The 26,392-nt window shown below is 63.7% G+C and carries 25 protein-coding genes, 1 tRNA gene and 3 pseudogenes; 14 read left to right on the top strand and 15 right to left on the bottom strand.

Going from position 1 to position 26,392, the window contains the following annotated elements; all coding sequences use genetic code 11:
* The first annotated feature begins 53 nt into the window (after positions 1–53).
* The 4 genes from istA (SPBM01_RS18510) (at position 54) to istB (SPBM01_RS18495) (ending at position 5,127) form a co-directional block, all read left to right on the top strand.
* On the top strand, positions 54–1,568 hold the full coding sequence (istA, locus tag SPBM01_RS18510) for an IS21 family transposase (protein WP_188061984.1): 1,515 nt from the start codon (positions 54–56) through the stop codon (positions 1,566–1,568).
* Positions 1,555–2,283 carry an IS21-like element helper ATPase IstB gene (istB, locus tag SPBM01_RS18505; protein ID WP_188061983.1) on the top strand — a complete coding sequence of 243 codons (729 nt, stop codon included), beginning with the start codon at positions 1,555–1,557 and terminating at the stop codon, positions 2,281–2,283. The genes istA (SPBM01_RS18510) and istB (SPBM01_RS18505) overlap by 14 nt, the downstream gene beginning before the upstream one ends.
* Before the next feature lie 571 nt (positions 2,284–2,854).
* Positions 2,855–4,318: an IS21 family transposase gene (istA, locus tag SPBM01_RS18500; RefSeq protein ID WP_164522016.1), complete on the top strand. Its 1,464-nt coding sequence runs from the start codon at positions 2,855–2,857 to the stop codon at positions 4,316–4,318.
* Positions 4,318–5,127 (top strand): IS21-like element helper ATPase IstB, encoded by an 810-nt coding sequence (gene istB, locus SPBM01_RS18495; protein ID WP_007686496.1) that lies wholly within the window; start codon positions 4,318–4,320, stop codon positions 5,125–5,127. Before istA (SPBM01_RS18500) ends, istB (SPBM01_RS18495) begins: the two co-directional genes overlap by 1 nt.
* Before the next feature lie 425 nt (positions 5,128–5,552).
* On the opposite strand, the gene SPBM01_RS18490 is transcribed toward istB (SPBM01_RS18495), so the two are convergent.
* The 5 genes and pseudogenes from SPBM01_RS18490 to SPBM01_RS18470 all read right to left on the bottom strand — a co-directional run bounded on the left by SPBM01_RS18490 (position 5,553) and on the right by SPBM01_RS18470 (position 9,126).
* Positions 5,553–5,819 carry a DksA/TraR family C4-type zinc finger protein gene (locus SPBM01_RS18490; protein ID WP_188062968.1) on the bottom strand — a complete coding sequence of 89 codons (267 nt, stop codon included), beginning with the start codon at positions 5,817–5,819 and terminating at the stop codon, positions 5,553–5,555.
* Between the two features lie 128 nt (positions 5,820–5,947).
* Positions 5,948–7,036 (bottom strand): annotated as a pseudogene (locus tag SPBM01_RS18485) (winged helix-turn-helix domain-containing protein).
* Between the two features lie 268 nt (positions 7,037–7,304).
* Positions 7,305–7,412 (bottom strand): annotated as a pseudogene (locus tag SPBM01_RS22255) (3'-5' exonuclease); the annotation flags it as partial.
* Between the two features lie 220 nt (positions 7,413–7,632).
* Positions 7,633–8,862: a tyrosine-type recombinase/integrase gene (locus tag SPBM01_RS18475; protein ID WP_188062967.1), complete on the bottom strand. Its 1,230-nt coding sequence runs from the start codon at positions 8,860–8,862 to the stop codon at positions 7,633–7,635.
* 177 nt (positions 8,863–9,039) lie between these two features.
* A tRNA-Leu gene (locus SPBM01_RS18470) sits at positions 9,040–9,126 on the bottom strand.
* Positions 9,127–9,255: 129 nt separating this feature from the next.
* Here SPBM01_RS18470 and SPBM01_RS18465 point away from each other — a divergent pair.
* The 3 genes from SPBM01_RS18465 (at position 9,256) to SPBM01_RS18455 (ending at position 11,221) form a co-directional block, all read left to right on the top strand.
* Positions 9,256–10,011, top strand: a complete 756-nt coding sequence (locus tag SPBM01_RS18465; RefSeq protein ID WP_188062966.1) for an alpha/beta fold hydrolase — start codon at positions 9,256–9,258, stop codon at positions 10,009–10,011.
* On the top strand, positions 10,011–10,886 hold the full coding sequence (locus SPBM01_RS18460; protein ID WP_188062965.1) for a tetratricopeptide repeat protein: 876 nt from the start codon (positions 10,011–10,013) through the stop codon (positions 10,884–10,886). The genes SPBM01_RS18465 and SPBM01_RS18460 overlap by 1 nt, the downstream gene beginning before the upstream one ends.
* A gap of 89 nt (positions 10,887–10,975) precedes the next feature.
* Positions 10,976–11,221, top strand: a complete 246-nt coding sequence (locus SPBM01_RS18455) for a hypothetical protein (protein WP_188062964.1) — start codon at positions 10,976–10,978, stop codon at positions 11,219–11,221.
* Positions 11,222–11,336: 115 nt separating this feature from the next.
* Here the strand turns inward: SPBM01_RS18455 and SPBM01_RS18450 are convergent.
* A pseudogene (locus SPBM01_RS18450) lies at positions 11,337–12,043 on the bottom strand (SIMPL domain-containing protein).
* 103 nt (positions 12,044–12,146) lie between these two features.
* Between SPBM01_RS18450 and SPBM01_RS18445 the strand changes: the two are divergent.
* The 3 genes from SPBM01_RS18445 to SPBM01_RS18435 are packed head-to-tail and all read left to right on the top strand — an operon-like array spanning position 12,147 to position 13,775.
* Positions 12,147–12,581, top strand: a complete 435-nt coding sequence (locus tag SPBM01_RS18445) for a VOC family protein (RefSeq protein WP_188062963.1) — start codon at positions 12,147–12,149, stop codon at positions 12,579–12,581.
* A 5-nt stretch (positions 12,582–12,586) separates the two neighbouring features.
* Complete coding sequence (gloB, locus tag SPBM01_RS18440; protein ID WP_188062962.1) at positions 12,587–13,321, top strand: hydroxyacylglutathione hydrolase; 735 nt, start codon at positions 12,587–12,589, stop codon at positions 13,319–13,321.
* Between the two features lie 52 nt (positions 13,322–13,373).
* The gene (locus SPBM01_RS18435) at positions 13,374–13,775 is read left to right on the top strand and encodes a hypothetical protein (protein ID WP_188062961.1); all 402 of its coding nucleotides are present in this window, start codon (positions 13,374–13,376) and stop codon (positions 13,773–13,775) included.
* 144 nt (positions 13,776–13,919) lie between these two features.
* On the opposite strand, the gene SPBM01_RS18430 is transcribed toward SPBM01_RS18435, so the two are convergent.
* Positions 13,920–14,168 carry a hypothetical protein gene (locus tag SPBM01_RS18430; protein WP_188062960.1) on the bottom strand — a complete coding sequence of 83 codons (249 nt, stop codon included), beginning with the start codon at positions 14,166–14,168 and terminating at the stop codon, positions 13,920–13,922.
* On the opposite strand from SPBM01_RS18430, the gene SPBM01_RS18425 reads away from it, so the two are divergent.
* Entirely contained in the window at positions 14,152–15,546 is a 1,395-nt protein-coding gene (locus tag SPBM01_RS18425) for an ISNCY family transposase (protein ID WP_188062959.1), read from the top strand. The genes SPBM01_RS18430 and SPBM01_RS18425 overlap by 17 nt on opposite strands.
* Before the next feature lie 326 nt (positions 15,547–15,872).
* Here the strand turns inward: SPBM01_RS18425 and bla are convergent, their stop codons facing one another.
* From bla to ruvA, 5 genes are all read right to left on the bottom strand, one after another.
* Positions 15,873–16,784 (bottom strand): subclass B3 metallo-beta-lactamase, encoded by a 912-nt coding sequence (gene bla, locus SPBM01_RS18420; protein WP_262504255.1) that lies wholly within the window; start codon positions 16,782–16,784, stop codon positions 15,873–15,875.
* 5 nt (positions 16,785–16,789) lie between these two features.
* A complete protein-coding gene (locus tag SPBM01_RS18415) occupies positions 16,790–18,532 on the bottom strand; it encodes an AMP-dependent synthetase/ligase (RefSeq protein ID WP_188065818.1) in 1,743 nt (580 codons plus the stop codon).
* 134 nt (positions 18,533–18,666) lie between these two features.
* On the bottom strand, positions 18,667–19,686 hold the full coding sequence (ruvB, locus tag SPBM01_RS18410; protein WP_188062957.1) for a Holliday junction branch migration DNA helicase RuvB: 1,020 nt from the start codon (positions 19,684–19,686) through the stop codon (positions 18,667–18,669).
* Positions 19,679–20,203 carry a hypothetical protein gene (locus SPBM01_RS18405; RefSeq protein ID WP_188062956.1) on the bottom strand — a complete coding sequence of 175 codons (525 nt, stop codon included), beginning with the start codon at positions 20,201–20,203 and terminating at the stop codon, positions 19,679–19,681. Before SPBM01_RS18405 ends, ruvB begins: the two co-directional genes overlap by 8 nt.
* Complete coding sequence (gene ruvA, locus SPBM01_RS18400; protein ID WP_188062955.1) at positions 20,200–20,808, bottom strand: Holliday junction branch migration protein RuvA; 609 nt, start codon at positions 20,806–20,808, stop codon at positions 20,200–20,202. The genes SPBM01_RS18405 and ruvA overlap by 4 nt, the downstream gene beginning before the upstream one ends.
* A gap of 154 nt (positions 20,809–20,962) precedes the next feature.
* Between ruvA and SPBM01_RS18395 the strand changes: the two genes are divergently transcribed.
* A complete protein-coding gene (locus SPBM01_RS18395; RefSeq protein WP_188062954.1) occupies positions 20,963–21,538 on the top strand; it encodes a peptidase S14 in 576 nt (191 codons plus the stop codon).
* Between the two features lie 43 nt (positions 21,539–21,581).
* A complete protein-coding gene (locus SPBM01_RS18390; RefSeq protein ID WP_188062953.1) occupies positions 21,582–22,205 on the top strand; it encodes a DUF1345 domain-containing protein in 624 nt (207 codons plus the stop codon).
* 137 nt (positions 22,206–22,342) lie between these two features.
* On the opposite strand, the gene SPBM01_RS18385 is transcribed toward SPBM01_RS18390, so the two are convergent.
* Positions 22,343–22,648: a hypothetical protein gene (locus SPBM01_RS18385; protein ID WP_188062952.1), complete on the bottom strand. Its 306-nt coding sequence runs from the start codon at positions 22,646–22,648 to the stop codon at positions 22,343–22,345.
* A 155-nt stretch (positions 22,649–22,803) separates the two neighbouring features.
* Between SPBM01_RS18385 and SPBM01_RS18380 the strand changes: the two genes are divergently transcribed.
* Entirely contained in the window at positions 22,804–24,105 is a 1,302-nt protein-coding gene (locus SPBM01_RS18380; RefSeq protein ID WP_188062951.1) for a methyltransferase family protein, read from the top strand.
* Positions 24,106–24,123: 18 nt separating this feature from the next.
* Here SPBM01_RS18380 and SPBM01_RS18375 read toward each other — a convergent pair whose 3' ends face one another.
* Both SPBM01_RS18375 and SPBM01_RS18370 read right to left on the bottom strand, forming a co-directional pair.
* Positions 24,124–25,497 (bottom strand): glutamate--cysteine ligase, encoded by a 1,374-nt coding sequence (locus SPBM01_RS18375; RefSeq protein ID WP_188062950.1) that lies wholly within the window; start codon positions 25,495–25,497, stop codon positions 24,124–24,126.
* Between the two features lie 110 nt (positions 25,498–25,607).
* Positions 25,608–26,357, bottom strand: a complete 750-nt coding sequence (locus SPBM01_RS18370) for a 16S rRNA (uracil(1498)-N(3))-methyltransferase (RefSeq protein WP_188065817.1) — start codon at positions 26,355–26,357, stop codon at positions 25,608–25,610.
* Positions 26,358–26,392: the final 35 nt, after the last annotated feature.

Raw genomic sequence — 26,392 nt, 5'->3', positions numbered from 1 at the left:
CACCATTCCGATGGTTTAGACAGCAGCCTGGTTTTTCAGGTGGCGAGATCGGGATGTTGGTGGTGGAGACAGTTGTACGGATCAGGCGCGAGCACGCAGGTGGCAAGGCGATCAGGGAGATCGCGCGGGATCTGCGGCTGTCACGCAAGGTGGTGCGCAAGGCGATCAATGCTCTGGAAGGTGCGTTTGACTATCATCGCACGGTTCAGCCGCTGCCTCGGATCGGACCCTTTCAGGAGCAGCTCGATACGCTGCTGAGCGAGAACGAAGCGCGGCATCGGCGTGACCGGCTGCGGATGACGCGGATCTACGATCTGCTGCTGCGAGAAGGGTTCGAGGGTTCGTATGATGCAGTGCGGCGCTACGCCCGGCGCTGGGCGGATGGCCGACGCAAGGATCCCGGCGGCGACGTGCCCGCGTTCATTCCGCTGCTGTTCAAGCCGGGCGAGGCATACCAGTTCGACTGGAGCCACGAGGATGTAGAGATCGCAGGCAAGCCGATGCGCGTGAAGGTAGCGCACATGCGGCTATGCGCGTCGCGGGCCGTGTATGTGCGAGCCTATCCGCGTGAGACGCAAGAGATGGTGTTCGACGCCCATGCCCGCGGCTTTGCGTTCTTCGGCGGGGTGCCGTTGCGCGGCATCTACGACAACATGAAGACCGCGGTGACGACGGTCTTTGTTGGCAAGGAGCGCGTGTTCAACCGCCGGTTTTTGGTCATGGCCGATCATTATATGGTCGAGCCGACCGCCTGTTCGCCAGCGGCAGGCTGGGAGAAGGGGCAAGTCGAGAACCAGGTCCAGACGATCCGCGGCCGCTTTTTCCAGCCTCGGCTGAAGTTCGCCAGCATCGAGGAACTGAACGGGTGGCTTGAGGCAGAATGTCTGCGCTGGGCCGCGATGCACGCGCATCCCGAGCAAAAGGACATGACTGTCGCGCAGGCGCTGGAGGCCGAACGGCCCGTACTGCAACCGATGCTGTCGCCGTTCGACGGCTTTCACGAGACGAGCCACGCGGTCACCGGCACATGCCTGATCAGCTTTGACCGCAACCGCTATTCTGTGGCGGCGCGGACGGTGCGCCGTGCGGTTCAGGTGCGCGCCTATGCCGACCGGATCATAGTCCGCTTGGGGGACGAGATCGTCGCCGAACACCCGCGCTGCTTTGGGCGCGACCGCACGATTTACGATCCATGGCACTATCTGCCGGTGCTGGTGCACAAACCCGGCGCCCTGCGCAACGGCGCACCATTCCTTGACTGGGCGCTGCCACCAGCGCTGGCCCGGTTGCGGCGCAAGCTGGGCAGTGGGGACGAAGCCGATCGCCGTTTTGTCCGCGTGCTTGCTGCCATATCCACCGATGGGCTGGAGGCTGTCGAGGCCGCCATCGGCGAAGCGTTCGATACCGGCGCTGCCAGCGACGAGGTGATCCTCAATATTCTGGCGCGCCGCCGCGAACCGCCAGCAGATCAGCCAATGAGCGTGGTGGTCGACCTCAAGCTCAAGCATCCGCCCCGCGCCGATTGCGCGATCTATGATACGGTGCGAGGCCACAATGCAGCGGCATGAGATGATCGACGCCATGCGCGCGCTGGGCCTCAAGGGAATGGCCAGCGCGTTCGATGAGGCGGTAACCACTGGCGTGCAACGCCAGCGCACCACGCCCGAGATCCTGACCGATCTGCTGCGCGCCGAAGCCGCCCACCGTCACGCCGCCTCGATCCGCTACCGCATGAGTGCGGCCAAACTGCCGGTGATCAAGGATCTTGATGCGTTCGTGTTCGACGGTACGCCTATCAACGAGGAACTGGTCCGCGCGCTGCACGCCGGATCATTCCTGCCCGGCAGGCGCAATATCGTACTGGTTGGCGGCACCGGAACCGGCAAGACTCACTTGGCAATCGCCATTGCCGCCAGCGTCGTGCGCGCAGGCGCCCGTGGCCGCTACTTTAACACCGTTGATCTGGTCACCCGGCTCGAGGATGAGGCGCGCATCGGCAAGGCCGGCGCACTCGCTGCCCAACTCAGCCGCATCGAACTCGTCGTGCTTGATGAACTGGGTTATCTGCCGTTTGCTCGCTCCGGCGGCCAGTTGCTGTTCCACCTGATGAGCAAACTCTACGAAAAGACCTCAGTGATCATCACCACCAACCTGGCATTCGGCGAATGGCCCACGGTGTTCGGCGATCCCAAAATGACCACCGCGTTGCTCGATCGCACCACCCACCATTGCGATATCATCGAGACCGGCAACGACAGCTGGCGCTTCAAACACCGCAACTGACCCAGCCTCAAAAGCCCCCATAAAAATTGCTTCGCGCTGGCGCTGCCTCCGGTCGGGCTACGCCCTCCCTACGCCAGCGCCAGCGCGAAATCCGCGCCCGGCATCAACCCCAGCGCAACGCCGCAAGGTGGTTCCCTTTTGCACGCCGATAGTGGGTCCCGTTTGGACGCCGATTGACACCCCAGTTCCGTCAATTGGGGAGAATGACCGTTATAAAGAGGGGATTTCCATGCCCGCCATGTCGATCATTTCCATCACTTTGAAGCTTTGATCGACCGGGTGCAAAATCGCTCATCTATGATGGCATGCCTAATTGCGCGGCGACAACTACGATGGCCGGTTGAGCGGCGACTATGATGGCCGGTAGGATCGGTTGTCTGGTCTGATCGTAGGGAGGGGCGCAGCCCCGACCGGAGAGCGGACCAGACAACCGGTGGCGATCTTTTTCCCCTTCTTTCGGGGGGCAGATCGGGGCTGTGGCGGGCGGTGGTATCGGAACACTCATCGAACAACGAGCGATGGGTTTGCGATGCCGGGCCACCACATTTCCGATCAGCAGGTATTTCTCTTCATGACCCATCGTCGCCAACACACCCAGGCCGTCGCGGCTGCCAAGGCCGGTATCAGCGAACGCAGCGCACGCCGGATCGAGAACGATCCGCAGCTTCCGTCCCAGAAGAAGAAGGAGCGCCACTGGCGCACCCGCGCCGATCCGCTCGAGCCATTCTGGCCACGTATAGAGGAGTTGCTCCAGATCGACGGTATCATTGCCGTCACGGTCTTCGAGACGCTCCAGGACGAGTTCGGCGAGGATGCTGTTCCCGATGCGATACGACGAACACTGGAACGCCGGATCGCCCGCTGGCGGGCACTGCACGGCGGCGAGAAGGAGATCTTCTTCCCGCAGCATCATGAGCCCGGTCGGCAGGGCCTGTCGGATTTCACGGTATGCGACAGTCTCAAGGTCACTGTTGCCGGCGAGACCCTGGCCTATCGCCTCTACCACTTCCGCTTGGCGGCGAGTGGCTGGGAGCATGCGGCTGTCGTGCTGGGCGGGGAGAGCTTTGCCGCCCTTTCGGAGCACCTGCAGGATGCGTTGTGGAAGCTGGGCGGTGCGCCGGCCGAACACCGCAGCGATTCCCTGTCAGCCGCCTACAAAAACCTCGACGCCGATGCGCAGCGGGATTTCACCCGAAGCTATGACGAGCTGTGTCGTCATTACCGCATGCTTGCTACCCGCAACAACCGCGGCGAGGCGCACGAGAACGGATCGATCGAAGGTCCCCATGCCCATCTCAAGCGACGGCTCGATCAGGCCTTACGCCGGCGGGGCAGCCGCGATTTCGTCAGCATCGAGGCCTGGCGCGAGTTCGTTGAGGCGCAGGTCGCCAGACAGAACCGGCGGCATGCTGCGCGCATCGATGCAGAACGCAGGGTACTCAAGGCGCTGCCCGCAAGGCGAACCACCGATTTCGCCATGGTCACCGTCGATGTCACCCGCAACGGCACCGTCGCCATCGATCGGGTTACCTATTCGGTGCCTTCCCGCCTCGTCGGACGGCGCCTCAACGCGCATCTCTTTGACGATCGCATCGAGCTCTTCCTCGGCCCGGACAGGGTAATGTCCACGCCGCGTGTGCGGATCAGTCATCCCCACCGGGGGCATAGCATCGATTTCCGGCACATGATCGGTAACCTGCGCCGCAAGCCCGGTGCACTGCGCAACCTCGTCTACCGCGAAGCCCTCTTCCCCGATCACGCCTACCGGCGGGCCTGGCAAGCCTTCGATGCCCAACTCGATGGACGGCAGGCCTGCCGCGATGCCGTCGCGCTGCTCGATATCGCCGCCAGGGGCGACTGTGTCGACGTGCTGGCCCGGCGGATCGATGAGGCTCTCGACAGCGGGCGCTTGCCCGATGTCGAGAGCCTCAGGGACGAGTTCCTGCCAACCGCAAGATCGCAGCGCGATGTCGCTATCCCGCCACCCGATCTGCACAGCTACAACAGCCTGATCGCCAGCGGGGAGGTGCACTGATGACCCGCACCAAGGATCAGGCCGCCGCCGTACTGCCTACCCTGCTGAAGGCCTTGCGCCTGCCGAGCATCAACCGCAACTGGAAGCGCCTCACCGACACCGCCGATCGCGATGGCTGGCCGGCCGCCAACCTGCTGGCCTCGCTTCTCGAGATCGAGATGGCTGATCGCTCCTCCCGGCGCATCCAGCGCCATCGCGACCAGTCCGGCTTGCCCGCAGGCAAGACCTTCGCCACCTTCGATTTCGACGCCGCCCCCGGCATCCGCAAACCGCACCTCTTGTCCCTCGCCGCCGGTGACGACTGGATCGAGAACGGCGGCAACCTGCTGCTGTTCGGCCAGAGTGGGACCGGCAAGACGCACGCAGTTGCCGCCATTGGCCATGCCCTCATCGACACGGGGCGGCGCGTCCTGTTCTGCTCCACCACCGACATGGTCCAGAAGCTCCAGTCCGCGCGCCGCGACCTCAGCCTGCCCGCCATGCTCGACAAGCTCGACAAGTTCGATCTCATCGTGCTCGACGATCTGTCCTACGTCCGCAAGGACCAGGTCGAGACCAGCGCCTTGTTCGAGCTCATCGCCCACCGCTACGAACGCCACTCGCTCGCCATTACCGCCAACCAGCCATTTTCGGCATGGGACAACGTCTTCCCTGATCCCGCCATGACTGTCGCCGCGATCGACCGCCTCGTGCACCACTCGACCATCATCGAGATGAACGGCGAAAGCTACCGCAAGCGTTCCGCCGTCGCCCGCATCAACGCCGGCGATTACGACCCGCCCAATGGCGCCCCGGACCGGCCATCATAATTGTCGCTGGCTTCGCGCTCGGGAGCACCCTTGCTGAGGCAACGGGTAATTGTCGCCAGCGGCAATTACATGCCAACCATCCCATGCGCTTCAAACCCTCGCTTCCGGCCAGCGCCAGCGACAATTACCCAGCGTCGTAATTGTCGCTCGACGGTTGCTCCTCGCAACAGCAAATGGTAGCCAGAATTCACCAACCGGCGCGGCCACCTATCGGCCATCAAAATTGACGCCGACCGGACACCGTAATCGTCGCGCTACACCTAATGCTACGCTGCGAACCTGTCATGCAGGGCAGCAGCATTTTTGGACATACGCGCTTTGGTCCGCTCTGGACCGACCTATGGCCTATTCCCGAAAATGCCTTCTTGAGCGGAACTGGCCGACGCGACCGGCGACGGGACCAGGGGGACCGGCCGCGTGACGCATCAGCGCAGTTGACTATCCTTGCTGCCCCGGCGGTTGATCGCGCCGAAGGCTACATACGCGCGGTCGCGTTCGCTCTGACAAGCAACGCAGGTGCGCGCACCCGGCAGCGCCTCGCGACGCTTCTTGGGGATTTCTTCACCGCACACTTCGCAGTCCTCGAAGCTTTCGCCACTCGGCAGGCGACTGCGCGCCGCATCAAGAGCATCCTTGATGCTGTCGTCGATCTGCTCCTGAACGGCGCCATCGGGCGCCCAGCCATTGGCCATGCGTGATCTCGTTTGTCGCTGTGGAATTGCTTCCCCGATATGGGGACCGGCGCGCGAACTTCCAAGTGCGGGAGAGCGGTGCCGGGACAGTGGAATGCCAGCAAAGGTGAAGGAATAGGGCCGGACTATCAACTCGCCTGGACCATCTCGCCGACGCTGACCGACGCCAGCCCCAGCCAGATGGCCATCCGGTCGAGTTCGATCGTCAGCCGTTCCACCGTTTCGGGCGGAGCGTTGGGTTCGAGCGCGATGCGGTGTGCGCGCAGCACGCCAGCCTGGCGGTCGGCCTTGAGATCGACGCGCCCGACCAGTGCCTCGTCGAGCAGGAACGGCAGTACATAATAGCCATGGGTGCGCTTGTCCTGCGGCACATAGATCTCGATCCGATAATGGAAGCCGAACAGCCGCTCGGCGCGGCTGCGTTCCCAGATCAGCGGATCGAATGGTGCGAGCAGCGCAGCGCCCTGGCGAGGGCGTGGGAGCTTTGCGTCGCGGTGCATCCAGGCTTTCTGGTTCCAGCCCTGGACCTTGACAGGCACGAAGCTGCCCTGTTCGGCGAGCGCGGCAATGGCGTGGTCGCCCTCGTTGGGCTTGAGCAGAAATTAGTCGCGCAGGTCAGAGGCAGTCGCCACGCCCATTGCGCGGGCGCTGCGGTCGATCAGATGACGCTGCGCCGTGGCGGCGTCGGGCGTCGGAAGGTCTCGGATAGCCTGCGGGATGACCCGCTCAGGCAGGTCATAGACCCGCGCAAAGCTGCCGCGCCGCGTTGCGGTGGTGATGAAGTCGGCCCAGAACAGCCATTCGAGGGCATGTTTGGTATGGCTCCAGTCCCACCAGCCGCTCCTGCTCTTGCCGTCCTCGAAGGCGGCGGCGGTGAGCGGGCCATCGATCCTGATTCGATCCAGGATCGCGTCGGCTTCGGCGCGGCGCTCGGTCGCGAAGCGTCGAAGGCCGACATAGCCCGCTTCGCCGCGTTCAGCCTTGGCCATCCGCCAGCGCGGATTCGGGTGGAGATCGAGCGGCAGCAGCGATGCTTCGTGCGCCCAATATTCGAACATGCGACGCTGACGCTTGGGGCCCCAGGCATCGCGTTCGAGCAAGGCGGGATCGTAATTCCCAATCCGCGAAAAGGCGGGAAGATAATGCGCCCGGGTGAGGACATTGAAGCTGTCGATCTGGAACAGCCCGAGCCGGTCATGGGTGCGTCGAAGCTGCAAAGCGCTGGCTTGCGGCAGCTCGCGCTGGCCGAACCCTGCGATGCGAGCACGATACGTCGGACCTGCTTTTGCGAGAGGCTGAGGGTCACTGGGGTCGGTGGCCGGGTCGTGTTCAGAAGCCGGAGCAGCGCGACGCGAGCGCGGCGGCGCTCAGAATCTCGATGCCGCTGCCCTGGTCCTGCAACTCTTGCGCTTTGCGGAATTGCGCGTCGTAGCGGACATAGCCGAAAGGCTCTTCAGCGCAGACCGCGAGAACCGTGGTCGTCTTGATCAGCGTCTCATATTCAAACGCAATCTCGCCCCCGCGGAAGCCGACGATTCCGATCTGGCAGATGCTGCTAACGCGTCCGCATGCGGTCTCAACGTCGACCGCCACGAAATCGAGGGCGTCTGGATCGACTGCGGGCGCGCAAAGGGCTGTCGGATCGCTAAGGACAGGACGGGACGACGAAAGGAACATAACGCGATCATAGCTGCCTGCGATCGCAGTTCCAAGCAGGAATGACGGCCACTCGGCCTGCTGATGGGGCGGCGGCACGACGTGGCGAAGCGAGGCTCCGCCACGTCTTAGTGTCGACAATGCGATGGGCTGACGATCAACCTATTGCGCGTGCGGCTTTGAAGTCTGGGCGCAGCACCGTTCCACCATCCCGCAGCCGATCCAGATAGTCCGACCAGTGCTGCATCATTTCCACGCGCTCATCCCAATATTCGCCACGCGCATAAGCGCGCCGGACCTGATTGGTATCGACGTGCGCCAGTTGGCGCTCGATCGCATCAGGATTCCACTGCCCCATTTCGTTGAGCAACGTGGCGGCCATTGCCCGGAAGCCGTGCGCGGTCATCTGGTCGGTCGTATAGCCGAGCTTGCGAAGGCCCTGGTTGACGGCATTCTCTGACATGGCCTTGCGCGGCTTGCCGAGGCACGGGAACAGATATTTCCACCAGTGCGTGTGCTCGTGGAGTTCTTTCAGCATCGCGATCACCTGCCGCGACAACGGCACGCGGTGCGGCCGCCGCATTTTCATCCGCTCCGCCGGAATGAACCAGATCGCCTCGTCGAAATCGATGTCGGTCCACTCTGCCTGTCTCAGTTCTCCCGGGCGGAGCAGCACGTGCGGGGACAGGCGCATCGCCATGATCGTGACCTTGTGCCCGCGATATCCGTCGATGGCACGCAACAGCTGGCCGACTTCCGACGGCTTGGTGATTGCAGCGAAATGCTTCACCTTAGGCGCGGCGATCGCACCGCGCAGGTCTGCTGCGACGTCCTTGTCACACCGCACGGTCGCAACGCCGTAACGGAACACCCGGCTGAGCACACTACGCATGCGCCGCGCGCTCTCATAGGCCCCGGTCGCCTCGACCTTGCGAAGGACGGCGAGCGCCTCATGCGGCGTGATCTGCGCGATCGGGATGGTGCCGATCAATGGATAGGCCTTGGCAAGCAACCAGCGAATCTTGTCGATAGTCACGGGCGCGAGGCCGTCGCGCTCGCATTTGACGAGCCATTCCTCCGCCACCGCCTCGAAAGTATTGGCCGCGGCATATTTGGCGGCGATCCTCGCGCGCTTTTTCTCCAGCGCCGGATCGATCCCCTCGGCAATCTTCTTCTTGGCTTCGTCGCGCCGGACACGCGCCTCCGCGAGGCTTATGGTTGGCCACCCCCCGAGATGAAGCTTCTTCTGCTTGTCCAGAAAACGGTAGTTGAAGCGCCATAGCTTCGAACCGTTCGGCTGGATGACAAGATAGAGGCTCTGAGAATCGCTCAGGGTCCAAGCCTTCTCTCTCGGCTTGGCGGCATTGATCTGGATGTAGGTCAGCATGGTCGTTTTCCCAGCAAGGCCGGGTCGATCCGAGGGCAACAAAAAGAGCAACATCTTGTGGTCGCTGCTGTTGCCCTTAGCCGGATTTCGCCGGACGGTGTCTGGCGATCTTCGGTCAAGAAATGCTGTGAAACCAGCCGCTTACTGGACTTATCTGGACGCTGCCAGAGCCAGTATTGGTGCCCAGAAGAGGACTCGAACCTCCACGACCTTGCGATCGCCAGCACCTGAAGCTGGTGCGTCTACCAATTCCGCCATCTGGGCACGGGGTAGGAGCGCGCAACTAGCCGCTGGTCTGGGGGCTGTCAACGCATGGGTGCATATTTTTTCCGGTTTCGGGCAAAAGCGGTCTAAGGGCGCTGCTGCGCTGTTTGCCATGAGGATGTTCCGGTCATGACCCTTTCCAATCCCCAGCCGCTGCAATGGCTTGTCCGGCCTGATGGATTGCGGCTGGCCGTTCGCCAGCGCAGCGGGACCGGGCCGACGCTGATCTTCCTGCCTGGCTATATGTCGGACATGGAGGGGAGCAAGGCGATCGCGCTCGACGCATGGGCGGCGGCGCAGGGGCGGGCCGTGGTGCGGATGGACTATGCGGGCAACGGGGCGAGCGAGGGGCGGTTTGCGGACGGCACGCTGGCCAGTTGGCGCGACGATGTGCTGCTGGCGATCGACCGGCTGGTCGAGGGGCCGGTGTTGCTGGTGGGATCGTCCATGGGGGGATGGCTGGCGCTGCTGGTAGCGCTGGCGCGGCCGGAGCGGGTCGCGGGGATCGTGGGCATTGCGGCGGCACCCGACTTTACCGCGTGGGGCTTTACCGATGCAGACAAGGCGCTGCTGGCGACCGAGGGGCGGATCGAGGAGCCGACACCCTATGGCGACCAGCCCTATGTGACGACGCTGGGTTTCTGGCAGTCGGGGCAGGCGTTGCGGTTGCTGGACGGGGAGATTGCGATCGATTGCCCCGTGCGGCTGTTGCACGGGCAGGCCGATGATGATGTGCCGTGGGAGATTGCGGTGCGGACGGCGGCGCGGCTGCGTTCATCCGATGTGCAGATGGTGCTGATTAAGGACGGCGACCACCGCCTTTCCCGCGACGGCGACATCGCCCTGCTGATCCGCACCGTCGCCCTATTGCTGGACAGTATCTGATGCCCTTTTTCCTGCCCATGCTGCTGCTGGCCCAGGCCTATGACCCGGAAATAGAGGCGGTGATGAACCGCAGCGCCAAGCAGAAGCAGGAGGAGCGCGCTGCTGCGGCGGCGGCGGTTCCGGCGAAGGCAGCGGCACCCGCGCGGGAGGATGGGCGGATCCCCGTCCCTGCCAAATATGCCGCGCCGTTTCAGGCGTGCCTGGATCAGGCAATCGAATCGCCGGACGCCGGGGTCGCCTTTGCGCAGAAATGGCGGATCGAGGGGGGGAGTTTTTACGCGCGCCATTGCATGGGCTTTGCCTATGCGCGGGCGGAGCGGTGGACGCCCGCCATCGTCGCGTTCCAGCAGGCGGCCGAAGAGGCCGAGCGCAGCGGCGAGATGGCGCAGAGCGCAAGGCTGTGGGCGCAGGCGGGCAATGCTGCGCTGGCCAGCGGGGATGCGGCCAAGGCGCGGGACGAGTTCGACGCGGCGCTGGCGCGCGGCTTGCCCGACGGACTGGAGAAGGGCGAAGTGCATCTGGACCGGGCGCGGGCGCTGGTGGCGCTGGGCGATGGGGCGGGTGCGCGGGATTCGATCGACGTGGCGCTGGAGCAGGCGCCCAGGGATCCGCTGGGCTGGCTGTTGTCGGCGACGCTGGCGCGGCGGTCGGGCGAGTTGCCGCTGGCGCAGGCGCATATCGCGCGGTCGGTGCAATTGTCGCCCGACGATGCTTCGGTAGCGCTGGAGGAAGGCAATATCGCGGTGCTGACGGGGCATGAGGATATTGCCCGGTCCGCCTGGACGCGGGCGGTGCGGCTGGCCCCGGACGCGCCCGCTGGCAAGGCGGCGGCGGACAATCTGTCGCGCCTGCCCGCCAGCAAGACAGCGGGTTAGCGCCGCCAGCAAGACTTTGTAACGGAACTCGCCACGCCATCTGCCCGTTCGCCTGACTGTAGCGGGATAGAGAAAAAGGACGCAGTGGCATGAATATGCAGTGGAAAAAATATGCGGCGGTCGGCCTGCTGGTCGTGGCAGCGACGGCGACGACGGCCTGTTCACGCGGCGCGACGCGCGGCGGGCTGATCGGTGGCGCGGGCGGCGCGGTGGTGGGCAGCGTGACGGGACTTGGCACAGCCGAAGGCGCGGTCATCGGTGGCGCGGCCGGCGCAGTCATTGGCGACAATGACGATCGTTGTTCCAGGCGTGAACGCCGGCGTGGTCGCTGCTGACGGTTTCGCCAGGGACCAGCCTGTCCATCATCGCTGCGCTAAAGTAGACAGCAAGATGGACATATGCGGCGATAAGTGGTGAAAATACTTAGCAGGCTAAATATTTAAGCCATTGTTAATTAAGGTAGAAATCCACCGTAGTGACGACGCGCACTTTTTTGTAAGGCGTGTCGCCTGCGCCTTCGCCGCCTTCGCCATCACGCGGCTCGATCAAAAATAGCCCTGGGTCGCGCTTTTGATGCCGCCCACGGCTGAACCGCTGTCCTTGGCAAATTGTTCGGCGGCAGAGCGGGCGTCGCGGGTGGCGGCGGCGACCATCGGCGGTTTGAAGGCGTTGAGGCCAGTGAAGCTGTACCGCATCCCCGACCCTTCCTGTAACGTCACGCCGCGCCGGACGAGGTCGAATTGCTGCGCCACGGCGCGCTGGGCGCGCGCGATGTCAGTGGTGCGCAGCAGCATCCGCTGGGTGATGGTGATGGTATTGACGCCATTGTTGATCCACTGGTTCACGCCCGCGCCCACCGGGGTCAGTGCTTCGGGTTTGAAACCCAAACTGGCGAAATAGGCTTTCAATTCGCGGGTGTTGCCGTCGATGTCAGCGCGCACGGTCGGCAGGTCGTTGCCGGTGGCGGCATAGCTGATCGACCAGGTGGCAAGGTCTGCGGTCACATCCTTTTCGGCGAGGCCGCGCACGGTGACAGAGCGGTCGGCGGCTTTGGCGCGCTTGAGGCCGTCGCCCAGCAGATAGACGCCGCTGACCATGCCCAGCGCCAGCAGCGCCGCGCTGCCCAGCATGATCCTGTCCCGCATTTCCATCGCCATTGGCTTTGCCCTCTTCCTTCGGTTGATGCGCGTGCTTATCTATAGGACTGCCCTGCCACTCCTGAGATGAACCGTTGCTTTATGGCGACGAACGGAGAGAGACTTGCCCAAATTCCTGCACTCCATGATCCGTGTCACTGATGTCGATGCGACGATCGCCTTTTTCGACCTGCTGGGGCTGAAAGAGGTCAAGCGGTTTTCCAGCGAGCAGGGGCGCTTCACGCTCGTTTATCTTGCTGCACCGGGTGACGAGGATGCGCAGGTCGAGCTGACCTATAACTGGCCGCAGAGCGATGGCAGCGCGGCGGAAAGCTATGATGGCGGGCGTAATTTCGGCCATATCGCCTACCAGGTCGAAAATATCTATGCCACTTGCCAGCGGTTGGTGGACGCAGGGGTTACGATCAACCGGCCGCCGCGCGACGGGCATATGGCGTTCGTGCGGACGCCCGACGGCATTTCGATCGAACTGTTGCAGGACGGGCGGCTGGACCCGGCCGAACCCTGGGCGTCGATGCCCAACACAGGCGTCTGGTAAGCGCCATGATCGAAGTGGTCCGCATTCCCGTGCTGTCCGACAATTATGTCTGGTTGATGCATGATGACGTCAGTGGCGAGACGGTGGTGATCGACCCCGCGGTGGCCGATCCGGTGCTGGCAGTGGCGCAGGCGCGGGGATGGACGATCGGCCAGATCTGGAACACGCACTGGCATGGCGACCATGTCGGGGGCAATGCGGCGATCAAGGCGGCGGCAGAGGCATGGGGCGGGTGCGTCATCACTGGCCCGGCGGCGGAGGCGGCGAAGATCGGCACGCTCGACCGGATGGTGGGCGAAGGCGATGCGGTGCGGATCGGCTCCCATGTTGCGACGGTGATGGAGGTGCCTGCGCATACCGCCGGGCATATCGCCTATCATCTGGCGGACGATGCTATCCTGTTCGTCGGCGACACGCTGTTTGCGATGGGATGCGGGCGTTTGTTCGAGGGGACGGCGGCGCAGATGTTCGACAATATGGCGCGGCTGGGCGCTTTGCCGGGCGAAACGAGCGTCTATTGCGCGCATGAATATACGCTTTCCAACGGCCGGTTCGCGGTGACGGTGGAGCCGGACAATGATGCGCTGGCCGCGCGAGTGGTGGCGGTGGAAGCGGCGCGGGCGCGGGGCGAGGCGACGGTGCCGACGACGATCGCGCTGGAGCGGGACACCAATATCTTCATGCGGGCGCGCGACGTGGCGCAATTGGCGCAGCGGCGTGCGGCCAAGGATGCGGCTTGACGGAAAATAGCCTATGCTGCCGTTTTAGGGGCAGAGTGATTGGAGAGCCGTGATGCGTGCCTGGATCTGTCTGACGCCGTTGCTGCTGGCGGGTTGCACCGGCAGCTATGAACCCAAACCCCTGACCGACAAGCAGGTCGCCACGCTGGACAAGGCGCTGGCGGGCAAGGTGGCGGGCAAGAAAGTAAGCTGCATCAACCGGGAATCGCAGACCAGCCTGACGGTGGTGAGCAATGGCGTGCTGCTCTACCGGGTCAGCCGCAAGCTGGTCTATCGCAACGACCTGATCGGCAGTTGCAACGGGCTGACCTATGGCGACACGATGATCGTGCGCAGTTACGGGTCGCAGCTGTGCCGGGGCGATTTTACCACCAGCGCCAATTTGATGACGGGGGTAACGACAGGCGCCTGCGCGCTGGGGGACTTCGTGCCTTATCGTGCGCCGGGGAAGTGAGGGGCGATAGCGTCTTGACGCTGCAAGCCAGACGGAGGGGTGTCCCCCTGTCGAGAGGGTAACACCCCTCCGTCATCGCTACGCGATGCCACCTCCCCTGCAAGGCAGGGCTATCGCATATGACTTTTCTTCATCCCTACAACGTCATCCTGAATTTATTTCAGAATCCATCGTGCCCGAAAAGCCGCTGTTCGTGACGAGAAATGGATGCTGAAACGAGTTCAGCATGACGATTAAACATAAGATTTTTTCATATGCGATAACCCTGTAAGCGCAAAGTAGAAATGTCCCATCCCGCAAAATAGAGATGTCCCATTGCAATGGGTGGTCGCGGTCCGTGGTGGCATGGTCATCCTCTGCTGTGGAGGATGCGCTTATGACGGTGGTGGCCATGAACCGTGGCGAGCTTTCGCGGTATGATACGCTGCTTCGGGTGACGCGCCGCGAACTGCGGGTCGAAGATGCGGCGACGCTTCTGGGATTGACGCGTCGTCAGGTCGGCCGATTGCTCCTTCGTTTGCGGGCCGAGGGCCCCGAAGGTCTTGTTTCCCGGCGGCGTGGTCGCCCCAGCAACCGGCGTCACAGCGACGCCTTTCGTCAGCGGGTCATTGCCTTGGTGCGTGAGCACTACGCCGATTTCGGACCGACCCTGGCGACCGAGTATCTGGCCGAGCGGCACCAGATCACCATTTCGCACGAGACGCTGCGCAAACTGATGATTGAAGCTGGTCTGTGGAAGGATCGCGATGCTCGTCGCCCGCGACCCTATCAGCCCCGCTACCGCCGCGATTGTCGCGGCGAGCTGATCCAGGTCGATGGCTCGAAGCACTGGTGGTTCGAGAATCGCGGACCGCAGTGCACGCTGCTGGTTTTCATCGACGATGCGACCAGCGAGCTGATGCACCTCAGGATGGTCGAGAGCGAGAACACGTTCGCCTACATGGATGCAATGACCGCTTATATCGAGGCACACGGCAAGCCGGTGGCGATCTACTCGGACAAGCACGGCGTGTTTCGGAACAACACAGCCTCGGCCAAGGGCGATGGCATGACGCACTTCGGCCGGGCGCTGGAAGCGCTCAACATTGAGATCATTTGCGCCAACTCGCCGCAGGCCAAGGGCCGGGTCGAGCGCGCCAACGGGACGTTGCAAGACCGCCTGGTCAAGGCGATGCGGCTCGATGGCATATCGACGATTGCCGAGGCCAACGCCTTCCTGCCGGGCTATATGGCGCGCCACAACCAGCGGTTCGCCAAGGCGCCGTTCGATCCGCGCGATGTGCATCGCCCCCTTGCCCCGCATGACGATCTCAAGGCCGAGATGGTCTGGCGCGAGCAGCGTACGGTGACGCAGGCGCTGACGCTGCATTACAACAAGGCGCTGATCATCCTCGAACCTACGCAGGTCAGCCGACCGCTGGCGGGCAAGCGGGTCGATGTCTGCGAGTATCCTGACGGCCGGCTCGAGATACGTCACGAGGAACACGTCCTGCCCTACCGGGTGTTCGACAAGATCCGGCAGGTAAATCAGGCGGCGATAGTTGAGAACAAGCATCTCGATGCGGCGCTGGCGATGGCCAAGGCGATGCAAGAGATGTTGCCGCCGAGGAAGCGCAACAACAACGAGCCGTGCCGAAGATCCCAGGGCGCACACATGTTCCCGCCCCCGCAGCCGCAGGAAGGCGCACCGGTCAAGCGCAAGCGGGGCCGTCCCCCCCTTCCCCGGCTCAGCCCGATCGAAGCTGCGCAGCGTTTGCTCGAGCCCGTGTGACGGAGCCCACTGCAGAGCAGCGGGTCCGGGGCTCTGCCATCGCCAGATCAGCGCACCAGCAGGGGCTACGCTGCACAAGCTGGAAGGGTTCCGCGCAGCCCCTGCTGCATCAGGCAGTGACATTTCTATCTGGCGGAAATAGGGACTTTTCTAATTAGCAGGAACAAACCCTGCCCTGCAAGGGGAGGATCGGCGAGATTCCAGAGCGGGATGACTTCATACTGAATCGTCATTGCGAGCGCAGCGAAGCAATCCATAGTAGCGCCACATGGATTGCTTCGCTGCGCTCGCAATGACGGAGCGGGTCAGGCTGATGTCATCAAGCTCTAACCGGCAGGTTTTTGGGGCGTAGCGGCTTCGCTGGCCAGCCGGTCGTCCAGCCGTTTGCGCGCGGCGGCGGCGTAGGTGGCGCAGCCTTTGGCGTCGACCAGCGGGGCTTTGCCCGCAAGGCGTTCGTAGAGGTTGCTGGCGGACGGGTGCGGGCTGATGACCAGATCGCAGCGTAGGCCTGCGACCTTGGCGATGCTGGCGCGCAGGCGGGCGACATAGGCGGGATGATCGGTAAAGCGGTAGCCGTCCGCCGATACGGCGCTGAGGCTGTCGGCATAGACGATGGCGTGGCAGGAGCGGCCCGCGCAGGATGTCCATGACCAGCTGGTGCCGCCGGGCGAATGGCCGGGCGTCAGATGGGCGGTCAGGCGCAGCGAACCCAGCGTGACGATTTCGCCATCCTTGACGACGCGGCCGACGCGCGCGCCGGTGAAACCGGGGATGCCGCCGCGCTGTGGATCGTCGCTGGCCGGGACGCCGCTTTCCAGCAGGGGGCGGGCGGCGGCCGATGCGATCAGGGTCGCGCCAGCGCGCTGCTGAAGGGCGTGCAGGCCACCGGCATGGTCGATATGCTCATGCGTGGAGAGCAGATATTTGACGTCGGACAGCGCCAGGCCCAGTCGTTCGATATTGCGCAGGATCGACGGCACGGCCTGCGCCGTCGCCCCGTCGATCAGGACATGCCCTTTGGGACCGGCGACCAGCAAAACGGCGATGCCGCAACTGCCCACGTCATAGACATTGGCGAAGATGCGGACCGGCGGGGCGGGATCGCTCCAGCCATCCTTGCCCGCGCACTGGCGCTGATGATCCGCGATGCTGGCCGGGCCGCTTGTCCGCGCGGCAGCGGGCGACGTGGTGGCAGCGGCGAGCGCCGTCAGGGCCAGTATGATATGTCGCAGAATCAATCCCCTCATCCCTTGTAGAGCGCGTCCATCCGGTCGGCATAGCGTTTGCGGATGACATGGCGTCGGATCTTCATCGACGGGGTCATTTCCTCATTGTCGATGGCGAAGGGTTCGTCGGCCAGGATGAAGCGGCGGACCCGTTCGATCACTGACAGGTCGGCATTGACCCGGTCGACCGCCGCACGCAGCGCCCCCATATAGGCGGGATCAGCGGGCGCGTCGGCCACCGCGATGCCCTTGTCCTGCGCCCATTCGCGGGTCCATTCGGCATCGGGGACGATCAGGCCGACCAGATAGGGGCGGCGGTCGCCATGGACCATGGCCTGGCCGATCTCATTCTGGAGCGTCAGCATCCCTTCGACCTTTTGCGGCGAGACATTGTCGCCCTTGTCATTGACGATCAGGTCTTTCTTGCGGTCGGTGATGCGGATGCGGCCCTTTGCATCGAATTCGCCGATGTCGCCGGTGTGGAGCCAGCCGCCTTTCAGCACCTTTTCGGTTTCGGCCGGATTGCGCCAATAGCCGTGCATGACCAGTTCGCCGCGCACGAGGATTTCGCCATCTTCGGCGATTTTGACCTCCACCCCGTCGAGCGGCGGGCCGACCGTGTCCATGGCGATGCCCGCGCGGGGGCGGTTGCAACTGACCACGGGTCCGGCCTCCGTCTGGCCATAGCCTTGCAACAGGGTCAGGCCCATCGCGTCGAAGAACAGGCCGACATCGGGGTTGAGCGGCGCGCCGCCTGACACCAGCGCCTTCAACCGGCCACCGAAGCGGGCGCGGATTTTGGGGATGAGGGTGCGGGCGAGGAGCACCTTCAAGGGGCGATCGAGGACCGATCCCCTGCCCTGCTGTTCCTTCGCGGCGATGCGCAGCGCCTGCCCCATCAGCCAGGTCGGGAATTTGCCCTGCTTTTCGATCGACTTCATGATGCGGGCGCGCAGCACTTCGAACAGGCGGGGGACGACCACCATGATGGTGGGGCGCGTCTCCTCGATATTGCTGGCGAGTTTTTCCAGCCCTTCCGAATAATAGATCTGCCCGCCGAGCAGCATCGGCAGGAATTGCCCGCCGCTATGTTCATAGGCGTGGGAGAGGGGGAGGAAGGAGAGGAACACTTCGTCATCCCAGCCGAAATCCTCCGCCACGATGGTGCCTGCGCCCTGCGCGTTGATCAGGATCGCGCCATGATGCTGCATCACGCCGCGCGGGGCGCCGCCGGTGCCGCTGGTGTAGATGATGCAGGCCTGATCGTTGCGGGTCGCGGTCTGCGCGGCGGCGCAGGCGGCGGGATCGGCGGGATGGGCGGCGATGATGTTGTCCCACAGATGGCAGGCGATCTGCCCCTGCGTGCCGCGCAACGGCTCCATGCCGATGACGAAGGCGGCCTGCGAGCGGACGACCGCAGGCATCAGCGCAGTCGCCAGTTTCGCGGTCGAGACGATGACGGCGCGCGCGCCGCTGTCGGTCAGGATATGCTGATGATCGCGCGTGGTGTTGGTCGTGTAGGTCGGCACGGTGATGCAGCCCGCCGCCATGATGGCAAGGTCGGCGATGCAGAATTCCGGGCGGTTTTCGCTGACCAGCATGACCGGATCGCCCGGTTTCAGCCCCTGCGCCTTTAGCGCCTTGGAGAGGGAGGCGACCTGTTGCGCGACCTGCGCCCAGCTAAGCGAATGCCATGCGCCGTCGCTCTTGCGCCAGAGGAAGGGCGCGTCGCCCTTTTCACCCGCGCGGGTGAAGAACATGGTGACGAGGTTGGGAAATGTCTCGATGGCCCTCAAGGCTCGACTCCTGCGTGTTCTGGCGCATCTGTCGTGCGCCTGGCTCATGGGCCAGCTATAGCCGCGCCATGCCGTAGCGGCCATGCTTTTCTGGAACTTCAGTCGAACAGGCCGTCCTGCCCGTCCTGCGGCGGATTGAGGCCCAGATGCTTCCAGCCGGGACCATTGAGGCAGCGGCCGCGCGCGGTGCGGGCGATGAGGCCGAGCTGGATGAGGTAAGGTTCGATCACTTCCTCGATCGTGTCGCGCGCTTCGGAAAGGCCCGCAGCGAGCGTTTCGACGCCGACCGGGCCGCCGCGATAAATATCGGCGATCATCATCAGATAGCGGCGATCCATCAGGTCGAGGCCCAGTTCGTCGACCTCCAGCCGCCGGAGCGAAGCATCGGCGACCTTGGCATCGACCGCCGCGACGCCCGCGACATTGGCGAAATCGCGCACCCGGCGCAGCAGCCGCCCGGCGATGCGCGGGGTGCCGCGCGACCGGCGGGCAATTTCCATCGCGCCGTCGGGGGTGATGGCCAGGTCGAGCAGGCGCGCGGCGCGGCGCACGACCAGTTCCAGTTCGTCCACGGTGTAGAATTGCAGCCGCACCGGGATGCCGAAACGGTCGCGTAGCGGGGTCGTGAGCAAGCCCTGCCGCGTGGTCGCGCCAACCAGCGTGAAGGGCGGCAGGTCGATGCGGACCGAGCGGGCCGACGGGCCTTCGCCGATCATCAGGTCGAGCGCGCGGTCCTCCATCGCGGGATAGAGGACTTCTTCGACAGCCGGGTTGAGGCGATGGATTTCGTCCACGAACAGGACGTCGCCTTCATCCAGATTGGTGAGCAAGGCAGCAAGATCGCCCGATTTGGCGATGACCGGGCCGGATGTGGCGCGGAAGCCGACGCCCATTTCCTTGGCCACGATCTGCGCCAGCGTGGTCTTGCCAAGGCCCGGCGGACCGAAGAAGAGGACATGGTCAAGCGCTTCGCCGCGTTGCTTGGCGGCCTCGATAAAGACGCGCAGATTGCCGCGCGCGGCTTCCTGCCCGATGAATTCGTCGAGCGATTTGGGGCGCAGCGCGGCGTCCACATCCTCGATGCGGCGGGCGGGGGTGACGAGGCGGTCGTCAGTCATGGACGCACACCTTCACCATTTCAGGCGAATGGGCGATCCAGTAGCCATTTCCTGCTACAAGCATACCAAATGCGAATGCAAGAACTGATAACCAACCCGAAAATTGCGTAGGACGCGCAGCTTTCATTGTCCCGTGCATCTTTCGCTCGATCGCGTTGATGTGTTCTTGATCGAGTTCTCCGGTGTGTGCAACCGACAGCCAGAAGCCTAAAGTTTCACTAGTCGACCGCATCATTGCTCTGTTTGCTCGTTGACTCAGCCAAGCACAAAGCAACGCAGATAGTATGCCCATGCAGAATAGCAAACCAGAGGTAACGGCATACCCACGGGGAATATTCTGTTGGCCTGCCAAAGCAAGCACGCCACCGCCATTTATGGCGAGAAAGGAAGCCACAAGCCAACGGAAAGAAGCAGAATGCTCTTCAAGCAATGCCTTCTTGCTCTCCAACACATTGGCGATTTCCGTTTCGGCCAATCGCTGAACGAAGGCAGGGTCTAAATCCAAATTCTCGCTCACTTCGCTGCCTTTCGCAGGGCGAGGCGCACCAGCGCGTCCAGGGTGGCGTCGTCGCCGAGATCCGCTTGCGCGGCGCTTACCGCGACGCTGGCTTCGTGGGGTTTGAAGCCGAGATTTTGCAGGGCGGAGAGGGCGTCGGCGGCGAAGCTGCCGGTGGGGAGGATGGCGATGCCGCCGGTGTCGAGCGGGCTGCCCGCAGGCGCAGTGCCGATCTTGTCCTTGAGTTCATTGACGATGCGCTGGGCGAGTTTGGGGCCGACACCATTGGCGCGGGCGATCATCGCCTTGTCCCCCATGGCGACGGCACGGTGGAGTTCGAGCGGTTCGAGGGCGGAGAGGATGGCCAGTGCGACGCGCGATCCCACGCCCTGCACATGAGTGAGCAGGCGATACCAGTCGCGTTCTTCGGCGCGGGCAAAGCCGACGAGGCGGATGGAGTCTGCCGCGACCAGCATTTCGGTGTGGATCGTCACGGCTTCGCCCACCGTCCCCAGCGCGGCGAGCGTGCGGGACGATGCGCCGACCAGATAGCCCACGCCGCCCACGTCGATGATGGCATGGTCCAGCCCCGTGCTGTCCAATCGCCCTTTAAGTTTCGCGATCATCCGTCCTGCCCCCTGGGGCCACGCCCTTTGGTCATGATCTGTTCTTTACAGCCTGTCGCGGCGCGCGCCAGTCAAAAGAATGACCCTGCCCGGCACCCTTTTGCCGCGCCATGCGTAGTGCAGGCCGATTGTTTCCCATTTCAAGGACGTTTCGATGTTGATGACTGCGCCGATGCTTGGCCCCAAGGATTTCGAATATCCCACGATCATGCTGTCGGGCGTGGTCGACCATGGCATGTATCTGCATTTCAAGAATTGTCTGGCCAATGCGCCGCAGCAGGGACTGGTGGTCGTGGAAATTTCCACGCTGGGCGGCGACCCGGAAATTGCGCGGCTGATGGGGGAGGATATTCGGTTCCATTCGGACCTCTATCCGCAGCGGCGCATGGTGTTTCTGGGCCGCACGGCGGTCTATTCGGCAGGGGCGACCTTCATGAGCTTCTTTGCGGCGGAAAACCGCTATCTGACGCGCGGCACGCGGCTGATGATCCATGAGCGGCTGATCACCAAGAATATCCAGCTGGCCGGGCCATTGTCGACCTGCATCGCGACGTTGAAGGCGACGTTGAACGAGATCCAGTCGTCGATCGCGATCCAGAATGAAGGGTTCCAGAATTTGATCCTGGGTTCGGACGTGACGATGGAGGAACTGCTCCAGAAAGCGCCGGAAAACTGGTATCTGGAGGCCAATGAAGCGCAGGCGCGCGGGCTGGTCGCGGCGGTGCTGTAATCCCGGCTTGCGCGGACGGGTGGCGGCGCGCTTTATGGCGAGCATGACGAAAACCCGCATCTTTCCGTGGCGCTATGGCATGTTTCTGGCGCTGCTGGCGGGCATGGTGCCGCTGGCGCTGTGGCTGCCATGGCATGAGGCAGTGATGGCGGGGTTCGATTTTGCCGCCATCGCTTTCCTGCTGTCGACTGCGCCGTTGCTGGATTCGCGGCCGCAGGACATGCGCGCCAAGGCAGCGGCGAACGATGCCAATCGCGAACTGATGCTGCTGATTACCGCGATCGTCAGCCTGGTAGTGCTGGTCGCGGTCGGCGTGGCGGTGGGCCAGCACAACGCGCACAAGGGCGCGACGGTGGCGCTGCTGCTGGTGACATTGCTAATGGCCTGGCTGTTTTCCAACCTGGTCTATGCGATGCATTATGCGCATATCTTCTATCGCGCGAAGCAGGGTGGAGGCGATAGCGGCGGGCTGGATTTCCCCGACACGCGCGAGCCGGGCTATTGGGATTTCCTCTATTTCGCCTTCACGCTGGGGATGACGTTCCAGACGTCCGACGTGTCGGTGACGGACAGCGGGATGCGACGCACCGTGTTGTTTCAGAGTCTGGCGGCGTTCCTGTTCAACCTTGGCATATTGGCGTTCACCATCAACGTGCTGGGCGGATGAGCGTCTCTGTCGACATGCGCGGGAGAGCGCATTTCGGTTACCCCACCGGCACACCCCCACCCGACCGCCCATTCAGGATATACTTGATGGGCGGTCGGGTGGGGGTGTGGGCCGGTGCGGCTCTCCAAAACAGACGCTCAGGCTGCGCTGCCGAAGCGCTGGCTTTGTTGCTGAGTGGGTCCGTCACCGGGCGTTTCATCGTCCATTTGCGGGACGGAGCGCCACCATTCCGGCTTTGCCGGACGCAGCGCGGTCAGGCTGCCGCTGCGGGGCCGGGCGAACCAGCGGTCGCCCCGGCGGTGGAAGGTCCAGCGGGAATCGCAATTGAGCGGCACCCGCTCGAACGTCGGCAGCGCGTGCGGGTGGAGGGGATCGCCGATTTCGCGCAACTGGGCAGGGACGTTGCGGACGCTGCCATCGGGAAACTGCACCGCGATCGTCATCTCCTGCCTCCATTATTCTTTCGATCTATCGGGGCATAACGCCCTGAGATGAAACGGGTTCACCGCCTTGCGGCAGGTTAAGAGGATTTGCGACGGGCGGTTGGTCGCGTGACGCTTTCACGCCTTGCTTACCCTTTTGCGCTAAAGCCGCGATCATGCGCGATTCTGCTGACCCCTGCCCCAAATCCGCCGTCAGCCATGGCGTGGGCATCGCTGGCCTTGTCGGCCTGTGCCTGTGGACGCTGGTGGCGCGCCATTATGGCATGAACGGGCCGAATGCGGGGCTGGCCGCCGTGGTCGCGTGCGGGGTGCCGATGGTGCTTTGGTCGCTGATGGTGGACAAGGTGCATCGCAACGCATCGACCGGGATCGATTGGCGTGGCCCGGCGCGGCCGTTACGCGACGTGCTGGACATCAGCATCGTCAAGATTGCCGGGCTGTGGGCGACATGGCTGGGCATCGCGATCTTCTATTGCGTGGCGCGCTGGTACTGGAGCGGGAATTATCGATTTTCGATGGACCTGTTCACTTATGCCGCGCCCTGGCTGCTGGTGCTGTCAGTCCCTTATATCGTCTGGATCGACCGGCGGCTGGTGGCGCCGAAGGACGCCAGCTATCATTTTGGCCAATGGGTGATCGGCGGCGCGGCGGGTGCGCCCGATATGCGACAGGTGGCCCATCATGCCCGCGCCTGGGCGGTGAAGGGCTTTTTCCTCGCGTTCATGGTCTCCATCGTGCCGGGCAATTTCGCCAGCGTGGTGGAGTGGCGGATCGAGGATGCTTTTGCCAATCCGGTGGCACTGGCGGGGTTCCTGATCGCGGTCATGTTCATGATCGACGTGTGCCTGGCGACGGTGGGTTATATGCTGACCTTCAAGCCGCTGGATTCGCATATCCGCGCCGCCAACCCCTATCTGGCGGGCTGGGTCGCGGCATTGATGTGCTATCCGCCCTTCGTGCTGATGGGGGGTGGCGGGCCGCTCGATTATCATGCGGGCGGGGCGGAATGGGATTACTGGACGCAGGGTTCGGGCGCGCTGCAATGGGCGCTGGGCGGGTGGCTGGTGCTGCTGACCGGCATCTATGCCTGGGCGACGGTGGCGTTCGGGTTGCGCTTTTCCAACCTGACGCATCGGGGGATATTGACGCATGGGCCGTATCGGTGGACCCGGCACCCGGCCTATCTGGCCAAGAATCTGTTCTGGTGGTTTTCGGCGCTGCCGTTCCTGAGCGTGAGCGGGTCGATGACCGATATCGTGCGCAATTGCGCGATGCTGGGGATCACCAACGCCGTCTATTACTGGCGCGCGCGGACCGAGGAGCAGCATCTGTCCGCCGACCCGGACTATCGCGCCTATAGCGACTGGATGGAGCGCAATGGCCCGGTGCCGCGCCTGTTTGCGTGGGTGACGGGGAAGAAGCGCGAGACGGCGGCGGTGATGCAGGCGGCCGAGTAGGCCGCCCGCATCCGCCGATCAGAAGCTTTCTTCCGCATAGGCTTTGCTGACGTCGCCGCCCCATTCCCCATGATAGCGTTCGAGCAGGCGTTCGGCGTGGGTCTTGCCGGAGGAGACGACTTCTTCCAGTTCCGAAAGATAGCCGGTTTCATTGTCGCCCGCCGCGTTGAGGCGACCGCGCGCGGCCAGCCCTGACCGCGCGATGTCGAGGACCGGGCGCGCAATGTCGCGCAGGGTGCGGCCCTTGCCGATCGGTGCGTCGAGGCCGAGTTTCGGCACGGAATCGCGCAGGATCTGGCGATCCTCCATGCTCCAGTCCTTGACCAGATCCCATGCGGCATCCAGCGCATTCTGGTCATAGAGCAGGCCAACCCAGAGCGCAGGCAGCGCGCAGATGCGGCCCCATGGCCCGCCGTCCGACCCGCGCATTTCAAGGAAGCTTTTGAGCCGCACTTCGGGGAAGGCGGTGGAGAGATGATCCTCCCAATCCTTCTCCGTCGGCTTTTCGCCCGGCAGGACCGAAAGTTTGCCTTCGAGGAAATCGCGGAAACTGAGCCCCGAAGCGTCGATATAGCCGCCGTTGCGATAGACGAAATACATCGGCACATCGAGCGCATAGTCGGCATAGCGTTCATAGCCAAAGCCGTCTTCGAACACGAAGGGCAACATGCCGGTGCGGCCCGGATCGGTGTCCGACCAGATATGGCTGCGGTAGGAGAGGAAGCCGTTGGGCTTGCCTTCGGTGAAGGGGGAATTGGCGAACAATGCCGTGCCGAGCGGTTGCAGGGCCAGCGAGGTGCGGAATTTCTGCACCATGTCGGCTTCGCTGCCATAGTCCAGATTGGTCTGGATGGTGCAGGTGCGCAGCATCATGTCCAGCCCCATCGACCCCACGCGCGGCATGTGCCGCAGCATGATGTCATAGCGGCCCTTGGGCATGATCGGCAGTTCAGCGCGCGTCTTGTCAGGCCACATGCCAAGGCCCAGAAAGCCAAGGCCCAGCATGTCGCCGACATATTTCACCTGTTCCAGATGGCGGCCGGTTTCGGCGCAGGTCTGATGAATATTGTCGAGCGGCGCGCCCGACAGTTCAAGCTGCCCCGCCGGTTCCAGGCTGATCGTACCATCGGCGCCGGACAGGGCGATGATATTTTCCCCCTCGAACACCGGGTTCCAGCCATAGCGGGTCAGGCCGATCAACAGCGTGTGGATGCCACCCTTTTCCTCATAGGAGGGGGCGTGGTGATCCTTGCGGTTGTAGACGAATTTCTCATGCTCGGTGCCGATGCGCCAGCGGTCCTTGGGCTTTTCGCCCTTGGCAAAGGCCGCGATCAACTGGTCGCGGCTTTCGATGACGGGATCATGATCCCCTGAGTCGGTTCTGGTGCTCATGCCCCGCCCTTAATGCTTCCCCTCTGCCCGTCAAACAGTAGCGGGCGATCCGCAGATAGGGCTTGTCTATAAACGGTTCAATCCAATGGCGAAATGAAACTTAGTGCCAGTCACCGTTGCCAGTCGCCATTCAGCGTCATCCATGCCGCCGTAGCGGCGATGGCGGCAGTTTCCGCGCGCAGGATGCGCGGGCCGAGCGATACCGGCACGGCGCGCGGATGGGCGCGGATCGTTTCGCGTTCGGTTGGATCAAAGCCGCCCTCCGGCCCGATCAGGAAGGCGGCGGGACCGGGATGGTCGGCAAAGGCCTGAACCAGCGGTGCGCCGCCGGTTTCGTCGGCGAAGAACAAATGGCGGTCCTGCGGCCAGTCGCGCAGCAGCGCGTCGAGTTTCACCATCGCCGCCAGGTCCGGCAGGGCAGTGCGGCCGCATTGTTCGGCGGCCTCGACCAGATGGGCGTGGAGCCGGTCGAGATTGAGTTTGTCCACCACCGCGCGGCGGGTGAGGACGGGCTGGAGCTTTGCCACGCCCAGTTCGCACGCTTTTTCAGCGATCAGGTCGATGCGGCCCTTTTTGATCGGGGCGCAGCAGAGCCAGAAATCGGGGACCGATTCGGGCGGTTTCGTCTGGCCGACACATTCCAGCACCAGATCCCGTTTGCGGATGTCGCGGGCGCGGGCGGCCCATTCGCCAGACCGGCCGTCGAACAGCAGGACGATGTCGTCGGGCTTCACGCGCATGACGCTGATCAGATAATGGGCCGGGTTGCCGTCGATCGGCACCGATACGCCATCCCCCAACTGGGTTTCGACATGCAGGCGCGGGGCGCTTTGCGGCGGCCAGGCGGGGGTTGCGGTCATCATCGTCACTCCATGCGGGCTGCTTGTCCAAGCCC

It is taken from the genome of Sphingobium sp. KCTC 72723, from assembly GCF_014280435.1.
GTDB lineage: Bacteria > Pseudomonadota > Alphaproteobacteria > Sphingomonadales > Sphingomonadaceae > Sphingobium.
Note: the sequence above shows the minus strand (reverse complement) of the source record. Positions and strands in the feature narration are given on the sequence as shown.

What these genes read in the sequence shown, in the direction of transcription:
- istA (WP_188061984.1), top strand. Translation starts at nt 54, where the DNA reads ATGTTGGTGGTGGAGACAGTTGTACGGATCAGGCGCGAGCACGCAGGT.
- istB (WP_188061983.1), top strand. Translation starts at nt 1,555, where the DNA reads ATGCAGCGGCATGAGATGATCGACGCCATGCGCGCGCTGGGCCTCAAG.
- istA (WP_164522016.1), top strand. Translation starts at nt 2,855, where the DNA reads ATGACCCATCGTCGCCAACACACCCAGGCCGTCGCGGCTGCCAAGGCC.
- istB (WP_007686496.1), top strand. Translation starts at nt 4,318, where the DNA reads ATGACCCGCACCAAGGATCAGGCCGCCGCCGTACTGCCTACCCTGCTG.
- SPBM01_RS18490 (WP_188062968.1), bottom strand. Translation starts at nt 5,819, where the DNA reads ATGGCCAATGGCTGGGCGCCCGATGGCGCCGTTCAGGAGCAGATCGAC.
- SPBM01_RS18475 (WP_188062967.1), bottom strand. Translation starts at nt 8,862, where the DNA reads ATGCTGACCTACATCCAGATCAATGCCGCCAAGCCGAGAGAGAAGGCT.
- SPBM01_RS18465 (WP_188062966.1), top strand. Translation starts at nt 9,256, where the DNA reads ATGACCCTTTCCAATCCCCAGCCGCTGCAATGGCTTGTCCGGCCTGAT.
- SPBM01_RS18460 (WP_188062965.1), top strand. Translation starts at nt 10,011, where the DNA reads ATGCCCTTTTTCCTGCCCATGCTGCTGCTGGCCCAGGCCTATGACCCG.
- SPBM01_RS18455 (WP_188062964.1), top strand. Translation starts at nt 10,976, where the DNA reads ATGAATATGCAGTGGAAAAAATATGCGGCGGTCGGCCTGCTGGTCGTG.
- gloB (WP_188062962.1), top strand. Translation starts at nt 12,587, where the DNA reads ATGATCGAAGTGGTCCGCATTCCCGTGCTGTCCGACAATTATGTCTGG.
- SPBM01_RS18435 (WP_188062961.1), top strand. Translation starts at nt 13,374, where the DNA reads ATGCGTGCCTGGATCTGTCTGACGCCGTTGCTGCTGGCGGGTTGCACC.
- SPBM01_RS18425 (WP_188062959.1), top strand. Translation starts at nt 14,152, where the DNA reads ATGACGGTGGTGGCCATGAACCGTGGCGAGCTTTCGCGGTATGATACG.
- SPBM01_RS18430 (WP_188062960.1), bottom strand. Translation starts at nt 14,168, where the DNA reads ATGGCCACCACCGTCATAAGCGCATCCTCCACAGCAGAGGATGACCAT.
- SPBM01_RS18415 (WP_188065818.1), bottom strand. Translation starts at nt 18,532, where the DNA reads ATGTTCTTCACCCGCGCGGGTGAAAAGGGCGACGCGCCCTTCCTCTGG.
- ruvB (WP_188062957.1), bottom strand. Translation starts at nt 19,686, where the DNA reads ATGACTGACGACCGCCTCGTCACCCCCGCCCGCCGCATCGAGGATGTG.
- ruvA (WP_188062955.1), bottom strand. Translation starts at nt 20,808, where the DNA reads ATGATCGCGAAACTTAAAGGGCGATTGGACAGCACGGGGCTGGACCAT.
- SPBM01_RS18395 (WP_188062954.1), top strand. Translation starts at nt 20,963, where the DNA reads ATGTTGATGACTGCGCCGATGCTTGGCCCCAAGGATTTCGAATATCCC.
- SPBM01_RS18390 (WP_188062953.1), top strand. Translation starts at nt 21,582, where the DNA reads ATGACGAAAACCCGCATCTTTCCGTGGCGCTATGGCATGTTTCTGGCG.
- SPBM01_RS18385 (WP_188062952.1), bottom strand. Translation starts at nt 22,648, where the DNA reads ATGACGATCGCGGTGCAGTTTCCCGATGGCAGCGTCCGCAACGTCCCT.
- SPBM01_RS18380 (WP_188062951.1), top strand. Translation starts at nt 22,804, where the DNA reads ATGCGCGATTCTGCTGACCCCTGCCCCAAATCCGCCGTCAGCCATGGC.
- SPBM01_RS18375 (WP_188062950.1), bottom strand. Translation starts at nt 25,497, where the DNA reads ATGAGCACCAGAACCGACTCAGGGGATCATGATCCCGTCATCGAAAGC.
- SPBM01_RS18370 (WP_188065817.1), bottom strand. Translation starts at nt 26,357, where the DNA reads ATGACCGCAACCCCCGCCTGGCCGCCGCAAAGCGCCCCGCGCCTGCAT.